This window comes from Quadrisphaera setariae (assembly GCF_008041935.1).
Taxonomy (GTDB): Bacteria; Actinomycetota; Actinomycetes; order Actinomycetales; family Quadrisphaeraceae; genus Quadrisphaera; species Quadrisphaera setariae.
The window spans coordinates 23,932-41,196 of the sequence record NZ_VKAC01000010.1 but is presented as its reverse complement, the minus strand read 5'-3'; the positions used below and the strand labels follow the sequence as shown (position 1 = coordinate 41,196).

The 17,265-nt window shown below is 74.5% G+C and carries 15 protein-coding genes, 1 tRNA gene and 1 pseudogene; 4 read left to right on the top strand and 13 right to left on the bottom strand.

Annotated elements, in window-relative coordinates:
* Nucleotides 1-72: 72 nt before the first annotated feature.
* The 9 genes and pseudogenes from FMM08_RS24150 to FMM08_RS16220 form a co-directional block, all read right to left on the bottom strand.
* A pseudogene (locus FMM08_RS24150) lies at nucleotides 73-432 on the bottom strand (response regulator); the annotation flags it as partial.
* 118 nt (nucleotides 433-550) lie between these two features.
* Nucleotides 551-1,042: a chemotaxis protein CheX gene (locus tag FMM08_RS16255; protein WP_147927442.1), complete on the bottom strand. Its 492-nt coding sequence runs from the start codon at nucleotides 1,040-1,042 to the stop codon at nucleotides 551-553.
* Entirely contained in the window at nucleotides 1,039-1,419 is a 381-nt protein-coding gene (locus FMM08_RS16250) for a response regulator (RefSeq protein ID WP_147927441.1), read from the bottom strand. The genes FMM08_RS16255 and FMM08_RS16250 overlap by 4 nt, the downstream gene beginning before the upstream one ends.
* A 65-nt stretch (nucleotides 1,420-1,484) precedes the next feature.
* A complete protein-coding gene (locus FMM08_RS16245) occupies nucleotides 1,485-2,306 on the bottom strand; it encodes a CheR family methyltransferase (protein ID WP_147927440.1) in 822 nt (273 codons plus the stop codon).
* Entirely contained in the window at nucleotides 2,303-3,472 is a 1,170-nt protein-coding gene (locus FMM08_RS16240) for a protein-glutamate methylesterase/protein-glutamine glutaminase (protein WP_147927439.1), read from the bottom strand. Before FMM08_RS16240 ends, FMM08_RS16245 begins: the two co-directional genes overlap by 4 nt.
* Nucleotides 3,473-3,606: 134 nt before the next feature.
* Nucleotides 3,607-4,623 (bottom strand): hypothetical protein, encoded by a 1,017-nt coding sequence (locus FMM08_RS16235; RefSeq protein ID WP_147927438.1) that lies wholly within the window; start codon nucleotides 4,621-4,623, stop codon nucleotides 3,607-3,609.
* Between the two features lie 210 nt (nucleotides 4,624-4,833).
* On the bottom strand, nucleotides 4,834-5,241 hold the full coding sequence (locus FMM08_RS16230; RefSeq protein ID WP_147927564.1) for a chemotaxis protein CheW: 408 nt from the start codon (nucleotides 5,239-5,241) through the stop codon (nucleotides 4,834-4,836).
* Between the two features lie 55 nt (nucleotides 5,242-5,296).
* The gene (locus FMM08_RS16225; protein ID WP_147927437.1) at nucleotides 5,297-7,687 is read right to left on the bottom strand and encodes a chemotaxis protein CheA; all 2,391 of its coding nucleotides are present in this window, start codon (nucleotides 7,685-7,687) and stop codon (nucleotides 5,297-5,299) included.
* Nucleotides 7,688-7,757: 70 nt separating this feature from the next.
* A complete protein-coding gene (locus tag FMM08_RS16220; RefSeq protein WP_255472486.1) occupies nucleotides 7,758-9,338 on the bottom strand; it encodes a methyl-accepting chemotaxis protein in 1,581 nt (526 codons plus the stop codon).
* Between the two features lie 226 nt (nucleotides 9,339-9,564).
* Between FMM08_RS16220 and FMM08_RS16215 the strand changes: the two genes are divergently transcribed.
* The 3 genes from FMM08_RS16215 to FMM08_RS16205 are packed head-to-tail and all read left to right on the top strand — an operon-like array spanning nucleotide 9,565 to nucleotide 12,973.
* Nucleotides 9,565-10,008, top strand: coding sequence for a DUF4383 domain-containing protein (locus FMM08_RS16215; protein ID WP_147927435.1), 444 nt, complete (start codon nucleotides 9,565-9,567; stop codon nucleotides 10,006-10,008).
* A gap of 11 nt (nucleotides 10,009-10,019) precedes the next feature.
* Nucleotides 10,020-11,930: a putative bifunctional diguanylate cyclase/phosphodiesterase gene (locus tag FMM08_RS16210; protein WP_147927434.1), complete on the top strand. Its 1,911-nt coding sequence runs from the start codon at nucleotides 10,020-10,022 to the stop codon at nucleotides 11,928-11,930.
* Nucleotides 11,930-12,973, top strand: coding sequence for a GGDEF domain-containing protein (locus FMM08_RS16205; RefSeq protein WP_147927433.1), 1,044 nt, complete (start codon nucleotides 11,930-11,932; stop codon nucleotides 12,971-12,973). The genes FMM08_RS16210 and FMM08_RS16205 overlap by 1 nt, the downstream gene beginning before the upstream one ends.
* Nucleotide 12,974: 1 nt before the next feature.
* Here FMM08_RS16205 and FMM08_RS16200 read toward each other — a convergent pair.
* Nucleotides 12,975-13,062, bottom strand: a tRNA-Ser gene (locus tag FMM08_RS16200).
* A gap of 56 nt (nucleotides 13,063-13,118) precedes the next feature.
* A complete protein-coding gene (locus FMM08_RS16195; protein ID WP_147927432.1) occupies nucleotides 13,119-14,387 on the bottom strand; it encodes a GNAT family N-acetyltransferase in 1,269 nt (422 codons plus the stop codon).
* 261 nt (nucleotides 14,388-14,648) lie between these two features.
* On the opposite strand from FMM08_RS16195, the gene FMM08_RS16190 reads away from it, so the two are divergent.
* Entirely contained in the window at nucleotides 14,649-15,614 is a 966-nt protein-coding gene (locus tag FMM08_RS16190) for a PAC2 family protein (protein WP_147927431.1), read from the top strand.
* Between the two features lie 44 nt (nucleotides 15,615-15,658).
* Here the strand turns inward: FMM08_RS16190 and cysE are convergent, their stop codons facing one another.
* Nucleotides 15,659-16,267 carry a serine O-acetyltransferase gene (gene cysE, locus FMM08_RS16185; protein WP_147927430.1) on the bottom strand — a complete coding sequence of 203 codons (609 nt, stop codon included), beginning with the start codon at nucleotides 16,265-16,267 and terminating at the stop codon, nucleotides 15,659-15,661.
* Nucleotides 16,264-17,193 (bottom strand): cysteine synthase A, encoded by a 930-nt coding sequence (gene cysK, locus FMM08_RS16180; RefSeq protein WP_147927563.1) that lies wholly within the window; start codon nucleotides 17,191-17,193, stop codon nucleotides 16,264-16,266. The genes cysE and cysK overlap by 4 nt, the downstream gene beginning before the upstream one ends.
* Nucleotides 17,194-17,265: the final 72 nt, after the last annotated feature.

Sequence of the window (17,265 nt, the reverse complement as noted above, 5' to 3'; positions counted from 1 at the left end):
GGCGACCGGCAGCTGGGTGGCGCCGGTGCCGGTGGTGGTGACGTGCTCGAGCTCGGCGCTGGCCTTGCCGCCCCCGAGGACACCGCCGAGGGCGGCCTCGAAGGTCTCGGCGGTGAAGGGCTTGGCGATGAGGAACATCGCGCCGGCGGCGGCCGCGGCGGCGCGCATCTCCTCGCTGCCCTCGGAGGTCACGAAGCCGAACGGCACGTCAGCGCCCTGCGCGCGCAGCGCGCGCAGGCACTCGATGCCGGTCATCTCGGGCATGTTCCAGTCGGACAGCAGCAGGTCGGGTGCCTCGCTGCTGACCTTCTCGAAGGCGTCGCGGCCGTTCTCGGCCTCGACGATCGTGTGGTCGTCGAAGCCGGCCTGGCGCAGGGTGCGGATCACGATCTGCCGCATGACGCGGCTGTCGTCAGCGATCAGGATCTTCACGGTGGGGTTCCTCGGGTCGGTGCGGGTGGTCGGGGGGGGTGGGTGGGGGGTGCGGTCGCCCTGGGCTGGACGGGACGGTGCGTGCGCCGGCTGGTGCCGGCGCGGGTGCGTCAGGGCGTCAGTGCTGCAGCGGGACGCTGGACAGGACGATGTCGACGCTCTGGCCGCGCCAGATGCTCTGGATGACGTGCGCGTCCTCGCCGTGGGCGGGCGGGGTGGCACCGACCAGCGGCAGGGTCAGCGTGGAGGCCTCGGGCAGCAGGGCCTTGAGGCCGCCGCCGACGACGTTGGCGAGCTCGCCGAAGCCGTCCTCGACGTCGTCCTGGGACAGGTCGCCGACGGTCTCCTCGCCGAGCAGGCAGCGGGTGAGGTCCTCGGCGACGCTGCGGTCGCAGGTGATGACCACGCGGCCGCGCCACGGGCCGTCGATGCCCACCCAGGCGCTGTAGGGGGAGGCGGGCGCGTCACCCTCGAGGGGGATCAGGAACTCCTCCGCCCCGATGAACGACAGCCAGATCTCCTCGGCGACGGCGCGCACGGAGTCCTCGGGGAGCAGCTCCGCCGCGGTCATCGTGCAGGTCTCGCCCGTCTCGAGCAGTCCCTCGCTCACGGCACCTCCACCGGGACCAGGCCCAGCAGCGACAGCTTGTCGCGCAGGGCGTCGGGGGTGAACGGCTTGATGAGGTACTCGTGGGCACCGGCGGCCAGCGCCCGGACGATCTGCCCGTGCTCGCTCTCCGTGGTGACCATCATGAGCGTGACGTCGCGCCAGGCCGGGTTGGCCCGGACCTGGGTGACGAAGGTCAGCCCGTCCATGACGGGCATGTTCCAGTCGATGCAGGCGAGGTCGGGGACCCGCCCGGAGTTGAGGAGGTCGAGCGCCTCCTGACCGTCGCCGGCCTGCTCGACCTCGTACCCGAGGTCCGTGAGGATGCCGCCGACGATCCGGCGCATCGCGCGCGAGTCGTCGATCACCAGAGCGTGCACTGCACTCCCCTTCTCAGTGGTGTCTCCCGCCGCGGTCCTGCAGCGGGTGGTGGTGGTTGGTGTGGTCAGCCCGCGATGGGCCGGTAGGCGGACGTGCGGCCGAGCGCGACGCGCTCCCAGGCGGTGTCGACGCCGAGCGTCGTCTCCGCGGCCCCGAGGAAGAGCCACCCGTCGGGCTTCATGACGGCGCGGATGCGCCGCAGGATGTCCTGCTTGGTGGGCACGTCGAAGTAGATGAGGACGTTGCGCAGGAAGACGACGTCGAACGGGCCCATCCGCGGGAACGGCTGCGCGAGGTTCAGCTGGCTCGCGGTGACCATGGCGCGCAGGGCGGGAGCGACCTCCCACTCGGCACCGGCGCGGGAGAAGTGGCGCACGAGCATGGGGGCGGGCAGGCCGCGGTTCACCTCGAGCTGGCTGAAGCGCCCGGCGCGGGTGCGCTCGACCATCTCCACCGACAGGTCGGTGGCCGTGATGGCCAGGCGCGAGCTGCCGCCGGGGATCGTCTCGGAGGCGACCATCGCGATGGTGTACGGCTCCTGCCCGCTGGAGGAGGCCGCGGACCAGACCCGCAGCTTCTCCCCCGCGGGGCGGGAGGCGAGCAGCTGGGGGAAGACGGTGGTCCCGAGCTGGGAGAACGGGTCCCCGTCGCGGTACCAGGAGGTCTCGTTGGTGGTGAGCGCCTCCACGATCTTCTGCGTGGTGGCGCGGTCGGGGTGGCGGCGCGCCTTCTCGACCAGCTCGGCCACGCCGGCGGCGCCGGCCTTGCGGGCCAGGGGCAGCAGGCGGGCCTCGACGAGGTACTCCTTGCCGGGCGCCAGGACGATGGCGCTCTCCCGCCGGACCAGGTCCGAGACGAAGGAGAAGTCGGCTGCAGCGAGCGTCATCGCGCACCTCCGTGCGAGGAAGAGGCCGTCAGGGACGGGGCAGGGGCGGACGTGGGGGTGGAGCTGGAGGCCGCGGGTGAGGGGCCGCGCGGCAGGCGTTTCACGATGGCGTCGGCCACGCCGGCCAGCGGCACGACCTCGTCGGCGAAGCCGGCGGTGGTCACGGCGCCCGGCATGCCCCAGACCACGGAGGACTCCCGGTCCTGGGCGATGACGTAGCCGCCGGCCTCGCGGACCCGGCCGGCGCCGAGCTTGCCGTCCGACCCCATGCCCGTGAGGACGACGGCGAGAACAGCGCCGTCGTAGGCCTCCACGGCGGAGCGGAACAGCGGGTCGACCGCGGGGCGGCAGAAGTTCTCGCGCGGCGCCTGGCTCAGCACGGTGCGCCGGTCGCGCTTGTCGCCGGAGACGGTGAGGTGCCAGTCGCCGGGGGCCAGGTGGATGGTGCCGGGGCGCAGCGGGGTGCCGTCCTTCGCCTCGACCACGTCGAGCGCGCAGGTGCGGTCGAGGCGCGCTGCGAACTGCGTGGTGAACAGGGGCGGCATGTGCTGCACGAGGAGCACGGGCACCGGCAGGTTGCGGGGGAGCTTCGGAAGCACCGCCGAGAGCGCCTCGGGGCCGCCGGTGGAGGACCCGATAACCAGGACGGCCGGCGTGCGCACCGCGCCGGAGCGGGGCGCGGGCACCACGGGCGCCGCCGCGGGGACGCCAGCACCGCCGGCGGGGCGGGCCGACACGGGGGCGGCCGGGCCGGCGCTGCGGCCGGTGAGGGCGAGCAGCTTGGGCAGCAGCTGCTCGCGCACCTGCGCCATGGAGGCCTGGACGCTGCCGACGTTGGCGGGCTTGGTGACGTAGTCCGACGCCCCGGCGCTCAGCGCCTCGAGCGTGGCGCTCGCGCCGCGGTCGGTCAGCGTGCTGAACATGATGATCGGCAGGCGCCGGTCGGTCTTGCGGATCTCCTTGACCGCGGAGATGCCGTCCATCTCGGGCATCTCGATGTCCATGGTGACCACGTCGGGTCGCAGCGCCGCGATCTTGCCGAGGGCGAGACGGCCGTTGGAGGCCGTTCCGACGACCTCGACCTGCGGGTCACCGGAAAGGCAGTCTGTGACGATCTTGCGGATGACGACGGAGTCGTCCACCACGAGGACCTTGACCGGCGGCACGCGGGGCCTCCCCTTTGTCAGCGCGTCCCGCGGAGCGGGGCGTACTGAGTCCATCGGCCGGGGAGGTGGCCGGGTTGAGCGACCGCGCCCGACTTCTTCGTCAGGTGCGGCCGCTCCCCGCGGGGTGGGGGGGCTCAGAGGCCGGCGAGCGCTCCGCCGGTCACGGTCCGCCAGGGCCGGGAGAGCACCTCGAGCGACTCCTCGCCGAGCATGTCGCCGACCAGAGCCGCCTGGACGCACCCGGCGACGGCGTTCCAGCAGCCGGTGGCGCCGTCCGCGGCGGTGAAGCCGCCGTCGAGGAAGGCCTGCACGGCCAGCAGCTGGGCAGCGGCCGCAGCTGCCGTGCGCCCCGACGCGTGGGCGGCCCAGCAGGCGTCGTGCATCGCCAGCGACCAGGAGCGCTGCTCGGCGCCCGGGCCGGCGGCGCCGCGCCCGGAGGCGCGCCCGGCGTCGACGGCGGCGCGCCAGCGCTGCCGGCCCGGACCGTCGAGGTCGCGCAGGGCCCGCAGCAGCTCGGTCAGCGCCGGCCCCCAGGGAGCGGCGGGGTCGGGGGCGAGGTCGAAGGTGCCCGGGACCGCTCCGGCGACGGCGCGCTCGTAGGGCTCGGTGAGGCGTCGGCGCAGCGCGGTCGGCAGCTGCCGCGAGGCGTACCAGGCCAGGGCGGCGTCCGCGAGGACGTCGGCGGCCAGCGCGCGCTCCAGCGCGGCGCCACCCGAGGGGTCCTCGTGGTCCAGGAGGTCGGCGGCACCCGCGGCGTCGACGGCCTCCTCGCGCACGAGGCGCTCCAGGGCTGCGGCGTTGCCGACCATCGAGCTGCGCAGGTGCTCGGCGAGCGCGGCCAGTCGCGCCCTCTCGACGGACTCCGCCGTACCCCCCGGTCCAGCCGTCGCAGCGTCGCTCACGCCGGCGGGCAGCGAGGACAGCTGCGGGGCACCGCCGGCGAGCTCGCGGGCGAGCGCTGACTCCTCGGCCGCCGTGAACGGGTCGCGGGTGGGGTCCGCGGTGCGCAGGGGGTGGTGCGCGGCGAGCAGCGCCCACTCGGCGACGTCGCTGCGCAGGGCTGAGACGAGGACCGCGGCGACCTGGCGGCCCCCGGGGATCCGGACCAGGTCGTAGCCGAGAGTAGCGGCGCTGGTGAGCGTGTACGGCATGGACGGAGTCTGCCGGTCACTCTGAGCCACCACCACCGCCGGAATCGCGTTCTCACCCGGACGCGCTAACGCAGCGTGACGGCGACACCGTCGTCACTGCCGTCCACCGAGCGGAGCCGGCCGAACCGCAGCCGCGGCTGGCCCGACGACGACGAAGGGCCCCCGACCTTCGCAGGTCGGGGGCCCTTCGTCGTCGTGCGGGCGGTGGCGTCAGCCGGCGACGGCGCGCTGGACGTCGAGCGCCAGCAGCAGCCGGCCCTCGGTCTTGTAGGCACCGCGCAGCAGGTCGCGGACCTCGCCGTCCAGGGTGTCGGGCACCGGCTCGAAACTGCGGTCGTCGAGCTCGACGACGTCCGCGATCGAGTCCACCAGGAGGCTGATCGACTCGCCGTGCAGCCGCACGACGATGTTCACCGCGTCCTGGCCCTCCGGCCGCGGGGGCAGCGACAGCCGCGCCCGCAGGTCGATGGCCGTGACCACCTCACCGCGCAGGTTGATCAGGCCGGCGATGGCGGCGCTGTGCAGCGGCACCCGCGTGACCTTCTGGGCCCGCAGCACCTCCTGCACCTGCTCCACCTCGAGGCCGTACAGGGCCCCGGCCAGCTCGAAGGTCAGCATCTGCGCGCCAGCGGTGCGCGTCGCCGCCTTCTTCGTCGTCGTCAGGGCAGCCACGTCAGACCTCCACCACGTCGGCAGCGCTGAAGGCGCTGTGCGAGAAGAACCCCGGGTCAGCGGTGAGGATCGCGGCCCTCACGTCGAGCATCTCGGTCACGTGGCCGGCGATGACGGCCGAGCCGAGCAGGCCGTGGTCGTCGATGTCGGACAGCACCGAGGCGGTGGCGCCGTCGACCACGTCGAGGATCGACTCCACCACGATGGCCACGCTGCGGCCGCCCTGGTGGGCGTCGGAGTAGACGACGACCTCCAGGTCGGTGCGGTCCACCTCCGAGTACGAGCCGAGGAAGCGGTCGAGGCGGACGATCGGCAGGATCTCGCCGCGGTACTGCACCACCTCGCGGGAGCCGACCACCTCGAGCGTCGCGGCCGGGATGCGCTCCAGGCGCGTGACCATGTCGAGCGGGATCGCCACCTGGCGGTTGCCGCCGATGCCGGCCACGAGCAGCCGGTCACCGCCGCCGGCGACGGCGTCGGTGTGCTCGTCGCGCTCGGCCTCGAGGCGCTCGGCGGAGATGCCGCGCATCGCGCGGCGCGCCAGCGACTGCACGTCGAGGATGAGGGCGACGGCGCCGTCACCGAGGATGGTGGCGCCCGAGAAGATGCCGACCGCCTTGAGCTGGTTGCCCAGCGCCTTGACGACGATCTCCTCGGTGTTGAGGACCTTGTCGACCACGAGGCCGAACCGGCGCCCCTCGGAGGCGAGGACGGCGATGGTGATGCGGCCGCCGTCGTCCTTGGGGCCGGAGACGACGCCCAGCACGTCGGCGAGGTTCACCAGGGGCAGCAGCTCGCCGCGCAGGCGGTAGACCGGCGCGCCACCGACGCTCTCGATGAGGCGGGGGTCGGCCTCGACGTCGAGCGTCACCAGCTCCTGCAGGTTGACCTGCGGGATGGCGTACTGCTCGGTGCCGGAGACCACCGTGAGCGCCGGCATGATCGCCAGCGTCAGCGGGATCCGCAGGCGGCAGGTGGTGCCGCGACCCTTGGTGGACTCCACCTCGATGGTGCCGCCGATGGCCTCGACGTTGGTCTTCACCACGTCCATGCCCACGCCTCGGCCCGACACGTTGGTCACGGCGGCGGCGGTGGAGAAGCCGGGGGCGAAGATCAGCTGGAGGATGTCGTTGGGCGCCATCCTCTCGAGGCGCTCCTGGGTGATGACGCCCTTGCGCACCGCCGAGGGACCGATGATCTCGGGGTCGATGCCCTTGCCGTCGTCGGAGACCTCCACGACGACCTGGCCGCTCTCGTGGCGGGCCGCGAGGCGCAGGACGCCCTCGCGGGGCTTGCCGGCGGCCTCGCGGTCAGCGGGCGACTCGATGCCGTGGTCGACGGCGTTGCGGACGAGGTGCGTCAGCGGGTCCTTCACGGCCTCGAGCAGCGTCCTGTCCAGCTCGGTCTCACGACCGACCATGTCCAGGCGCACCTGGCGACCGCACTGGGCGCCGAGGTCGCGGACGACGCGGGGCAGCTTGGCCCACAGCGCGTCGATGGGCTGCATGCGCGTCTTCATGACGCCCTCCTGCAGCTCACCGGCGATGAGGTTGAGGCGCTGCGCGGCGCGGGTGAGCTCGAGGTCGTCGGTGAGGATGGCGACCTGGCGCAGGATCTGGTTGCGGGCCAGCACCAGCTCACCGGTGAGGCGCATGAGGTCGTCGAGGACGTCGACGTCCACGCGGATCGAGGAGTCCGCCGCGCTGCGGCGGTGCTCCCCGTCGGCCGCGGGCGGGTGCGCTGCCGCGGGCGCAGCAGCCGGAGCGGGCGCGGGCGCCGCAGCCGGAGCTGGGGCCGGCGCGGGAGCAGGAGCCGGCGCGGCAGCGACCGGCGCGGGAGCCGGAGCCGGGACGGGCTCGGGGGCGACCTCGGCGACGGGCTCGGCCACCACCTCGGTCACGGGCTCGGCGACGGGCTCGGCGACCGGCTCGGCCACCACCTCGGCCACCGGCGCGGCGACGACCTCGGCCACCGGCGCAGCGGCGGGAGCCGCGGCGGCGGGGGCGCGGCCCTCGAGCACGGCCTTGATCTGGTCGACCGTGGCGGTGACGTCGAGGTCGCCCTCGGAGCCCTGCTCCTCGAGGTTGCCGAGCAGCGCGCGGATGGTGTCGACCATCGCGAGCAGCGCGTCGGCCGTGGCCGGCTCCATGACCATCACGCCGTCGCGCAGCTTGGCGAGCAGGTTCTCGCCGACGTGGGCGACGCTCTCCAGCTTGGACAGCGCGAGGAACCCGCTGGTGCCCTTGATGGTGTGGATGGTGCGGAAGACGCTGGCCAGCAGCTCTCGCGAGCCGGGCGCCTGCTCCAGCGCCACCAGGTCCCTGTCGAGCTGGTCGAGGTTCTCGTAGCTCTCGACGAGGAACTCGCCGATGATCTCATCCATGCCGTCCATGCGGCTGCCTCCTAGTCCTGGATCTGGCGGGTGGTGGAGCGGGGTCGTTCGGCTGGTCGGGGGACGGGGGTCACAGGCGGAAGGTGCCGACGGCGGCACGCAGCTCGCGGGCGGTGTGGGCGAGGTCCGCTGCCGTCGTCGTCGTCTCCGACGCCGAGGCCGTGGTCTGCACCGCTGCGGTGGCCACGCCGGAGATGTTGGCGCTGATCTCCTGGGTGCCGGAGGACACCTCGGTGACGCTGCGGACCATCTCGGCGGTCGTGGCCGACTGCTCCTCCACCGCCGAGGCGACGGTGGCCTGGAGGGCGTCGATCCGGCCGATGACCTCGCTGATCTGCTGGATCGCCGCGGTGGCGTCAGCAGCGTCGGCCTGGGCGGTGTGCACGCGGGACACGATCTGGTCGGTGGCCTGGGCGGTCTGGCGGGCCAGCTCCTTGACCTCCCCGGCGACCACCGCGAAGCCCTTGCCGAGCTCACCGGCCCGGGCGGCCTCGATGGTGGCGTTCAGCGCCAGCAGGTTCGTCTGCTCGGCGATGGAGGTGATGAGCTTGACGACCTCGCCGATCTCGCGGCTGGAGGTGCCCAGGCGAGCGAGGATCGCGTCGGCCTCGTGAGCGGTGGCCACGGCGGCACCGGCGGTCTGGGCGGCGGTGGCCGTGGAGGAGGCGATCTCCCCGATGGCGGAGGTCATCTGCTCGCCGGCGGCGGCGATGGTCGACATCGAGGAGGAGATCTCCTCGGAGGCCGCGGCCACGAGGCGCGCCTGCACCGAGGACTCCTCGGCGCCCGCCGACAGCTGCGTCGAGACGGTCGTGAGGTTGTCGGAGGCCACGGAGACGTGGTCGGCCCGCAGGCTGATGTCGCGGACGACGGCGGCGAGGTTCGCGATGGACGCATCGGTGGCGCCGGCCAGCTGGCCGACCTCGTCCTTGCTGGTGATGCCGGTGCGCTGGTCGAGGCGGCCCTCGGCGAGCCCCACCACCACGGTCAGCAGGCGGCTGAGCGGGCGGGTGATGCTCCGGCTGATGAGCACCCCGAGGAGGACCACCAGGGCCAGACCCACCGCCGCCACCGCGACGAACACCACGAGGCTGTGCTGGTAGGCCGCCTCACCGGCGGCCACCATGGCGTCGGCGGAGTCGGCCTCGGCCTTCTGCACCGCGTCCAGGGCGGTGAAGGCGGCGTCCGCAGCCGGGGTGACCTTGCTGTCGCGCAGCGCGTTGTAGCCGTCCACGTCCCCGGCCACCGCCAGCGCGACGGACTGGTCGCGCACGGTCCCCCACGCCTCCACGGCGGACCACAGGGCGGTGCGGTCCCGCTCCGCCGCCCGCGGGGCGGTCGCCTCGTAGGCCTTCCATGCCTCGCCCATGGCCGTGACGTCCTTGCTCAGGCCGTCCACGGCGCTCTGCTTCTTGGCCGCGCCGGCGAGGGCCACCCGCAGCACGTCAGCGCGCACGGTGAGCATGCTGGAACGCACCTGGGCGATGCCGGCCACCGAGTCGAGCTGGGAGTTGACCTCCGTGGCGCGCTGCTGCGCAGCGGACAGCTCGACCACGGCCGAGACCACCACACCGCCGACGAGCAGCACGCTCGACAGCAGCATGATCGTGAGCTTGACCGTGATCCTCAGGTCAGCGAAGCGCGTGGTCACCGTCGTCGGTCTCCTCGGGGAAGGTCCTCGTGGGGAGGACTGCAGTGCTTCCATCGGCGGGAGCGGGCACCGACCTGAGGGCCTGGGCACCGGCAACTGCTCCGCACCCGTTCAGACCCGTGCGCCCTCGAGCGCGGCACGGGGGCAGCGGGGGTCTGCCCGACGGCCGACACCCGGCAGGTGTGGCCGCCCTCAACAGGAGCGCCTCCGGTGCCGATGAGGAGGCATGTCCTCCACCACCAGCCCGCGCGCCGACGTCGAGAGCGCGGGCCGCGACCGCTGGACACCGGTGCGCCTGGCCGGTGCGGGCCTGGGAGCGGTGTACCTGCTCGTCGGTGTGGCCGGCTTCGTGCTCACGGGCGTCACGTCGTGGTCGATGCACCACAGCGAGACCCTGCTGGTGTTCCAGGTGAACCCGGTGCACAACGTCGCCCACCTCGGGCTGGGGGCGGCGCTGCTCGTGGGCGCGGTGCTCGGCACCGAGACCGCGCGCGGCGTCGACCGCCTCGTCGGGGTGGTCTTCCTGCTCCTGGGGCTCGTGGGCCCGTTCGTCATGGGCGGCCACGCGGACCCGCTCGCGCTCAACAGCCCCGACCACGCGCTCCACCTCGGCACGGCCGCCGTGCTGCTGGGCGTCGTCTGGGCCACGCGCACGCGCCGGACCGCCTGAGCGGCACCGCCGTGAGCCAGCTCGCCGACCCCGGCGCGCCAGGGCCCGCCGGCCCGCCGCCGGCCGCCCGGCGAGCCCTCCGGCGGCTGCGCGGAGCAGCCGCGCGCACGGTGCACCGCGCCTCCGCGCAGACCCCCGTCATCGTCAAGGTCGGCGGTCCCGTCCTGGCGGTGTCGCTGGGCATGGCCCTGTACCTCGAGGGCGCGCTGGACACGAGGGAGTGCGGGGCCGCACCCGCGTGCACGGCGATGACCCAGCAGGTGTCGCTGGTCACCACCGACGGCACCGCGCTGATGCTCGTGGTGCTGTGGCTGGTCTTCAGCGCGTTCGTCGGGCGGCGTGCCAAGCGCCTCGCCGACGTGGCACGGCGGGTCTCCGAGGGGGACCTCACGGCGCGCGTGGGCGGCTCCGCGGCCGGTGCGGGCGGTGAGGACGGCGGCGTCGGCCCCCGGCCTCCGCGCGACGAGCTGATGCTCGTCGGGGGCCAGTTCGACAGGATGCTCGACACCCTCGTCCTCGAGCAGCAGCGCCTGCGCTGCCTCACCGACGAGCTGGAGCACCGCGCCACCCACGACGCGCTCACCGGGCTGGGCAACCGCCAGCTGCTGCTGCGCCAACTCGAGGGGACGCTGGCCGAGCAGCGCAGCACCTCCCTGGCGGTGGTGAAGGTGGCGCTGGACGACCTCGCGACCATCGACGCCACCCTCGGCCACGACGTCGCGGAGCTGGTGGTGAGCACCACCGCGGCGCGCCTGTCGGCCGCCGTGCGCGGCGAGGAGCGCGTGGTCCGCGCCTCGGGCTCGGTCTTCGCCGTCCTCGTGGAGGACGTCGCCGACCCCGCAGACGCCGCCGCGATCGCGCTGCGCCTGGTGGACGTGGTGGACAGGCCGGTGGAGGTGGAGGGCGCGTCCATCGTCATCAGCGCCCGGGCGGGCGCGGTGCTCCACCTCCCCGGTGACGACCGCACCGCCGAGGACGTCCTGCGCGACGCCTCCCTCGCGCTGCACGCCGCCCAGGGCGGCTCCGGTTCCGGGACGACGATGCGGGCGGCGGTGTTCACCCGCTCCCTGCGCGAGGAGGCGCTGGAGCGCTCGCGCCTGGCCGACGAGCTGCGCGCCTCCCTGGCGGGCCAAGACGGCGCGGGCGACCTGCTGGTCCACTACCAGCCGTACGCGCTGCTCTCGCACCCCGCTGCGGTCGCCGGGTTCGAGGCGCTCGTGCGCTGGCAGCACCCCCAGCGCGGGTTGGTCCCCCCCGTCGACTTCGTGCCGGTGGCCGAGGAGGTCGGGCTCATCCGGCCGATCGGCCTGAAGGTCCTGCAGGACGCCGCGGCCCGCTCCGCCGCCTGGCACGCCCTGGCCCCCGCCCGGGCGTGGACCACGAGCGTCAACCTGTCACCGCAGCAGCTCCTCGACGTCGACCTCGTCCACCGCGTCACCGACGTGCTGGCGCGCACGGGGCTCGCGCCGCACCTGCTGGTCCTCGAGCTGACCGAGACGGCGATGATGCTGGACCTCGACGGCGCGGCGCGCCGCCTGCAGGCGCTGCGCGACCTCGGCGTGGGCATCGCCATCGACGACTTCGGCACCGGGTCGTCGTCGCTGTCCTACCTGCACCGGCTGCCGGTCGACGTGGTCAAGCTCGACCGCGCGTTCATCTCCCGCCTCGAGGACGACGCGACCGCGCTGGCGATGGTCCGCGCGGTGCTCGACATCGCCTCCGCGCTGGGCCTGACCACCATCGCCGAGGGCGTCGAGACGCCCGGCCAGCTGCGCATCCTCGGCGACCTGGGGTGCGACAAGGCGCAGGGGTACCTGCTCTCCCGTCCGGTCCACGCCGACGTCGCCCTCGACCTCCTCACGGGCGCCCGCCCCCTCGGCGCCGCCTCCCTGACCGCCCCCGCTCCTCGGGTGGGTCGGTGATGAGGACGACGACGGACGGTTCCAGCAGGCGCACGCCCGCCGCCGAGGCGGCTCGCGGCCTGGGGCTGATCGGGCTGCTCTCCTCGGCCTTCGTCCTGGTGTCCACCTTCACGCCCGGCCAGCACCTCGCCGTCGACGGCGCGGGCGTCCGCTGGGTGTGCCTGGCCACCGCCGTCCTGGCGGCGTCGATGTACCTGCCGGTGTGGGGCCGGCTCCCCCACCGCGCCACGCTCGCCATGGTGCCGCTGGCGCTGGCGCTCATCGCCGTCCACAACAGCGTCGGTGGTGACGACCCCTACCGGTACGGCGTCTTCTACCTCCTCCTGTACGTGTGGCTCGGCATCCACCACCCGCGGTGGACCTCGCTGTCGACAGCGCCGCTGGCGCTGGTCTCGTACACGGTGCCGCTGCTGCTGCTGCACCACCCGGGCTCGGCCTGGACCGCGGTGTACGCCGTCCCGGTCTTCGTGGTGGTCGGTGAGGTCATCGCGGCGCGCTCGCGGGCGCTGGGGCGCGCCAACGCCGAGCTGCGCCGGCTGGCGCACACCGACCCGCTGACGGGTCTGCTCGACCGCCGGGCGTTCACCACCTCCGCGGAGCGGCTGAAGGCGGGCGGCGAGACCGGCGTCCTAGTGGCCTTCCTCGACCTCGACGGCTTCAAGCCCGTCAACGACCGCCTCGGGCACGCGGCTGGCGACGCGCTGCTGCAGCGCATCGCCGCCTACCTCGTGAGCGACGTGCGCTCCGGAGACCTCGTGGGGCGCCTGGGGGGCGACGAGTTCGCGCTGCTCTTGCGCGGCGCCTCCGCGTCAGACGCGGAGGCCGTGGTCGAGCGGGTGCGGGCGGCGGTGGTGGAGGCCTCACCGCCAGGGGTCCCCGTCGGCGCCAGCGTGGGGCTGTCGCGGCTGGACGACCACCCCGACGTGGAGACCGCCCTGCGGGCCGCCGATGCCGCCATGTACGAGGTCAAGCGCGCCACCCACCGCGCGAGCGGGAGCGCTCCCCGGCCGGAGACCTCCCCGGCGGAGCGCTCCCGCGCCTGAGCGGAGGGCGTGGGATTCGAACCCACGGACTGGCATGACCAGTCAGCAGTTTTCAAGACTGCCCCGTTCGGCCGCTCCGGCAGCCCTCCTCGGCACGCCCATCCTGCCCCACCTCACTGCCCGCCGCGGCAGGACCGCACGGAGGTCAGAAGGAGGTGCCGTACTGGGGCTCGCGCTCGCCCAGCAGCGCGGCCCCGAGCCTCGCCAGGACGGCCGGCTCGTCGGCCTCCACGAGGCCGGCGCGCGCCAGCGGCCCCAGCCGCGTGCCGCCGAGGTAGGTGGCCCCCAGCGCGGCGACGCCGAGGCGGACGTCGGGCGCGGCGTCGGTGCGGGTGCACTCCGCGCCGTCCGGGCCCCCGCGCAGGCGGACGCGGCCGGAGGCGTCGACGCCGCCCAGGCCGCCGCCGTCGTCGACGTCGAGGACCACATCGACCTCGCACGCGTACGTGCGGGCGGCGAGCGCCGCGGGGACGTCGAGCAGCCGCACCCAGACGCCGTCCTCCACCGCGGTGGTCGTGACGACGGCGGGGTCCACCAGCAGGTGCGGCAAGGGGTCGTCGAGGGGGACGGCGCGGCCGGCGGTGACCTCCTCCACGAGGTCGAGCGCCAGCAGCGAGCGCCACAGCGAGGCGTGGGCGGCCGGGGTGGCGGCCACGAGGTCCACCACCCGGGCACGGGCGCCGTCGTCGGCGACCCGGTAGGTGGCGTACCCGTCGGGGTGGACGAGCACGAACAGCTCACTGCCCCCGGAGCGCTGGTCGGGGGTGTCGGCCAGCAGCCAGTCCCACCAGGCGGCGCTGCGGGCCATCGCACCGGGCGTGGCGGCGCACCAGCGCTCGTGGACGTCGGCGAGGTGCCCGCGGACGGCGGAGGCGGTGGCGTGGCGCGCGACCTCAGCGCCCGCCAGGGCCTCGGCGGCGGGAGCGAGGCGGGCACGGCGCCGGTCGACCCGCACGGAGCGGTTGGTGGTGGCGGCGCCGTAGCCGAAGCGGCCGTAGATGGTCGCCTCACTGGCCGTCAGCACCGCGAGCGCGGCGCCGTGGTCGACCAGGCCCGCGTGCAGGTCGGCGAACAGGCGCCGCAGCAGTCCGCGGCGTCGCTGGTGCAGGGCCACGCCCACCCAGGTGACGCCCGGTACCGGGAGCCGCGCGCCACCGGGCACGGTCATCGTCATGGAGTACGCGCCCGCCGCTCCGACGAGCGCGTCGGACGCGGCGAGGCCGGGAGCGGTGGGCTCGTGGGCCAGCACGAACCGCTCCGGCTCGAAGAGGGGCTCGAAGCCGGCGAAGTCGGGCTCGCCCCAGGTGAAGCCGAAGGCCCGGCTGTCGAAGACCCGCAGGGCGGGCAGGTCGTCGCGGGTCGCGCGGCGCAGGACGGGCTCGACGGGGGCGCCGGAGGGCACAGCGGGGCTCACGAGACCGACAGTGCCAGCCGCCTCGCCGCAGGCGCCACCGACTTCTTCCCGTGATCATGGTCCCCCGCAAGCGGGAGGTGCCCCCAGCTGCCGACAGCACGCCTTGTGATCATGGACGGCGGTGTTGGCAACGTCCATGATCACGGCCGGTGCTGCCGGCGGTGTCCATGATCACGGAGGGGTGGGATGGTTCAGGAGGCCGACGGTGTTGAGCGCACCAGGCGCAGTCTGCGCACGAGCGCGCGGAGGGACGGAGGAGCGGTGCTGGCACCGGAGGACCTGTACGAGGTGGTCGGCGAGCCGACCCCCCTCACGAGCGCGGCTGCTGGGGGCGAGGCCGCCCGGGGGCCCGTGCTGGTGCACGCCCTCACCGGCTTCGTCGACGCCGGGGCGGCGTCGCAGCTGGTGGCCACCCACCTGCTGGGCCGGCTGGAGTCGCGGGTGCTGGCGCGGTTCGACGTCGACCTCGTGCACGACTACCGCGGCCGCCGCCCCCCGATGACCTTCAGCGGCGACCGGTTCGAGGACGCCGACCTGCCCGAGCTCGTGCTCCACGAGGTGCTCGACGAGGCCGGCACGCCGTTCCTGCTGCTGGCGGGCTCCGAGCCCGACCTGCACTGGCAGCGCTTCGCCGCCGCGGTCCACCAGCTGGCGCAGCGCGCGCAGGCGCGCCTGGCGGTCTCGCTGCAGGGCATCCCGTGGGCGGCGCCGCACACCCGCCCGGCGTCCCTCACCGCCCACGCCAGCGACCGCGCGCTCATCGCAGGGCGGCCGCGGTGGTTCGACGCCGTCGTCGTGCCCGGTCACGCCGGTGCCTTCGTGGAGCTGTCGCTGGCCCGAGCGGGGCTGCCGTCCATGGGCTTCTCGGTGCACGTGCCCCACTACCTCGGCTCCACCACCTTCCCGCCGTCGGCCGTGGCGCTGCTGGAGGCGCTGGCCCAGGCCACGGGCCTGGAGCTGGAGGCCGCGATCACCGACCTCGCCGCCACCGGCGTCGAGGTGCTCGCCCAGGTGGACGAGCAGGTGGCGGCGTCCGCAGAGACCCGCGAGGCCGTGGCGGCGCTGGAGCACCAGTACGACGCCGTGGCCGCCGGTCGCGGTCTGACCGGACCGTCGCTGGTCTCCCCGCACCTGCCCGAGGACGAGGTGGCCGACGGCGACGAGCTCGCCGCGCAGCTGGAGGCCTTCCTGCGTTCCCAGGACGACGGGAACGACCCCCGCAGCTGACCCGCAGCTGACCCGGTGCTGACCCGCAGCGGACCCGGCGGGGGTCAGGACGGGTCGGCCGCCGGCTCCTGCGGCTGACCGCCGTCTGCGGCAGGGCGCGGGAGCAGCACCCGGGCGGGGATCCCGACCGCTGTGGCCCCGTCGGGGACGTCCACGAGGACGACGGCGCCAGCGCCCACGCGGGCGTCGTCGCCGACCCGCACCGCCCCCAGCACGGTCGCACCGGCACCGAGGACCGCCCGGTCTCCCACGGTGGGGTGCCGGCGTCCCTGCTGCTCGCCCTGCAGACCGCTGACGCGGCCGCCGAGGGTGGTGCCGTGGTAGAGCAGCACGTCGTCACCGACGACGGCGGTCTCGCCGATCACCACGCCCATGCCGTGGTCGATGACGATCCGCCGGCCCAGGCGCGCCGCGGGGTGGACCTCCACGCCGGTGCGGCGGCGGGCCCAGTGCGCGAGCAGCCTGGCCGGCAGCCGGCCTTCCGGGCCGCGCCGCCACAGGGCGTGCGCGGCGCGGTGGGCCCACAGCGCGTGCAGGCCCGGGGAGGTGAGCACCACCTCGAGGCGCGAGTGGGCGGCGGGGTCGCGCAGGAGCACCGCGTCGACGTCCTCGCGCACCCGCTCGCGCCACGAGCGCGGCGGCTGCTGGCTCACTGCATGAGGTCGCTGTAGAGGACCGTCGACAGGTAGCGCTCCCCGAAGCTGGGGATGACGACGACGACCAGCTTCCCCTCCATCTCGGGGCGGCTGGCCACCTGCACGGCGGCCGACAGGGCGGCGCCGGAGGACAGCCCCGCGAGGATGCCCTCCTCGGAGGCCGCCCGGCGAGCCCAGGCGACGGAGGTGTCGATGTCGACGTCGACGACCTCGTCGTAGATCGACGTGTCGAGGACCTCGGGCACGAAGTTGGGGCCGATGCCCTGGATTTTGTGGGGCCCGGGCTGCCCGCCGTTGAGGATCGGGGACTCCTTCGGCTCCACCGCGACCATCCGCAGGCCGGGCTTGCGCTGCTTGAGCACCTGCCCGACACCGGTGATGGTGCCTCCGGTGCCGATGCCGGCGACGACCACGTCGACGCGGCCGTCGGTGTCCTCCCAGATCTCCTCGGCGGTGGTGCGGCGGTGCACCTCGGGGTTGGCGGCGTTGGCGAACTGGCGCACCTGCACCGCGCCCCGCTCGGCGGCGACCTCGACGGCCCGGGCGACGGCGCCCTTCATGCCCTCGCTGCCCGGGGTGAGCACCACCTCGGCGCCGTACGCCTTCAGCAGCGCGCGCCGCTCCAGGCTCATCGTCTCGGGCATGGTCAGCACCACGCGGTAGCCGCGGGCCGCTCCCGCCATGGCCAGGCCGATGCCCGTGTTGCCGCTGGTGGCCTCCACGACGGTGCCACCCGGCTGCAGCTCCCCCGACGCCTCGGCGGCGTCGAGCATGGCGACCGCGATGCGGTCCTTCACGCTGGCGGAGGGGTTGTAGAACTCGAGCTTGGCGACCACCTCGGCCACCGCGCCCTCGGCGAGGCGGTTGAGGCGCACCAGCGGGGTGCGGCCGACCAGCTGCGTGACGTCGTCGTAGATGCGCACGTCCGCATCGAACACCCTGGGCGTCACGGATCTTCCGCAGGTCCCCCGGGTGGAGGGCACCGGCGTCCTGCC

Coding starts and splice junctions, on each gene's coding strand:
- FMM08_RS16235 (WP_147927438.1), bottom strand. CDS start 4,623: ATGCCGTACACGCTCACCAGCGCCGCTACTCTCGGCTACGACCTGGTC.
- FMM08_RS16205 (WP_147927433.1), top strand. CDS start 11,930: ATGAGGACGACGACGGACGGTTCCAGCAGGCGCACGCCCGCCGCCGAG.
- FMM08_RS16225 (WP_147927437.1), bottom strand. CDS start 7,687: ATGGACGGCATGGATGAGATCATCGGCGAGTTCCTCGTCGAGAGCTAC.
- FMM08_RS16245 (WP_147927440.1), bottom strand. CDS start 2,306: ATGACGCTCGCTGCAGCCGACTTCTCCTTCGTCTCGGACCTGGTCCGG.
- FMM08_RS16230 (WP_147927564.1), bottom strand. CDS start 5,241: ATGCTGACCTTCGAGCTGGCCGGGGCCCTGTACGGCCTCGAGGTGGAG.
- FMM08_RS16215 (WP_147927435.1), top strand. CDS start 9,565: ATGTCCTCCACCACCAGCCCGCGCGCCGACGTCGAGAGCGCGGGCCGC.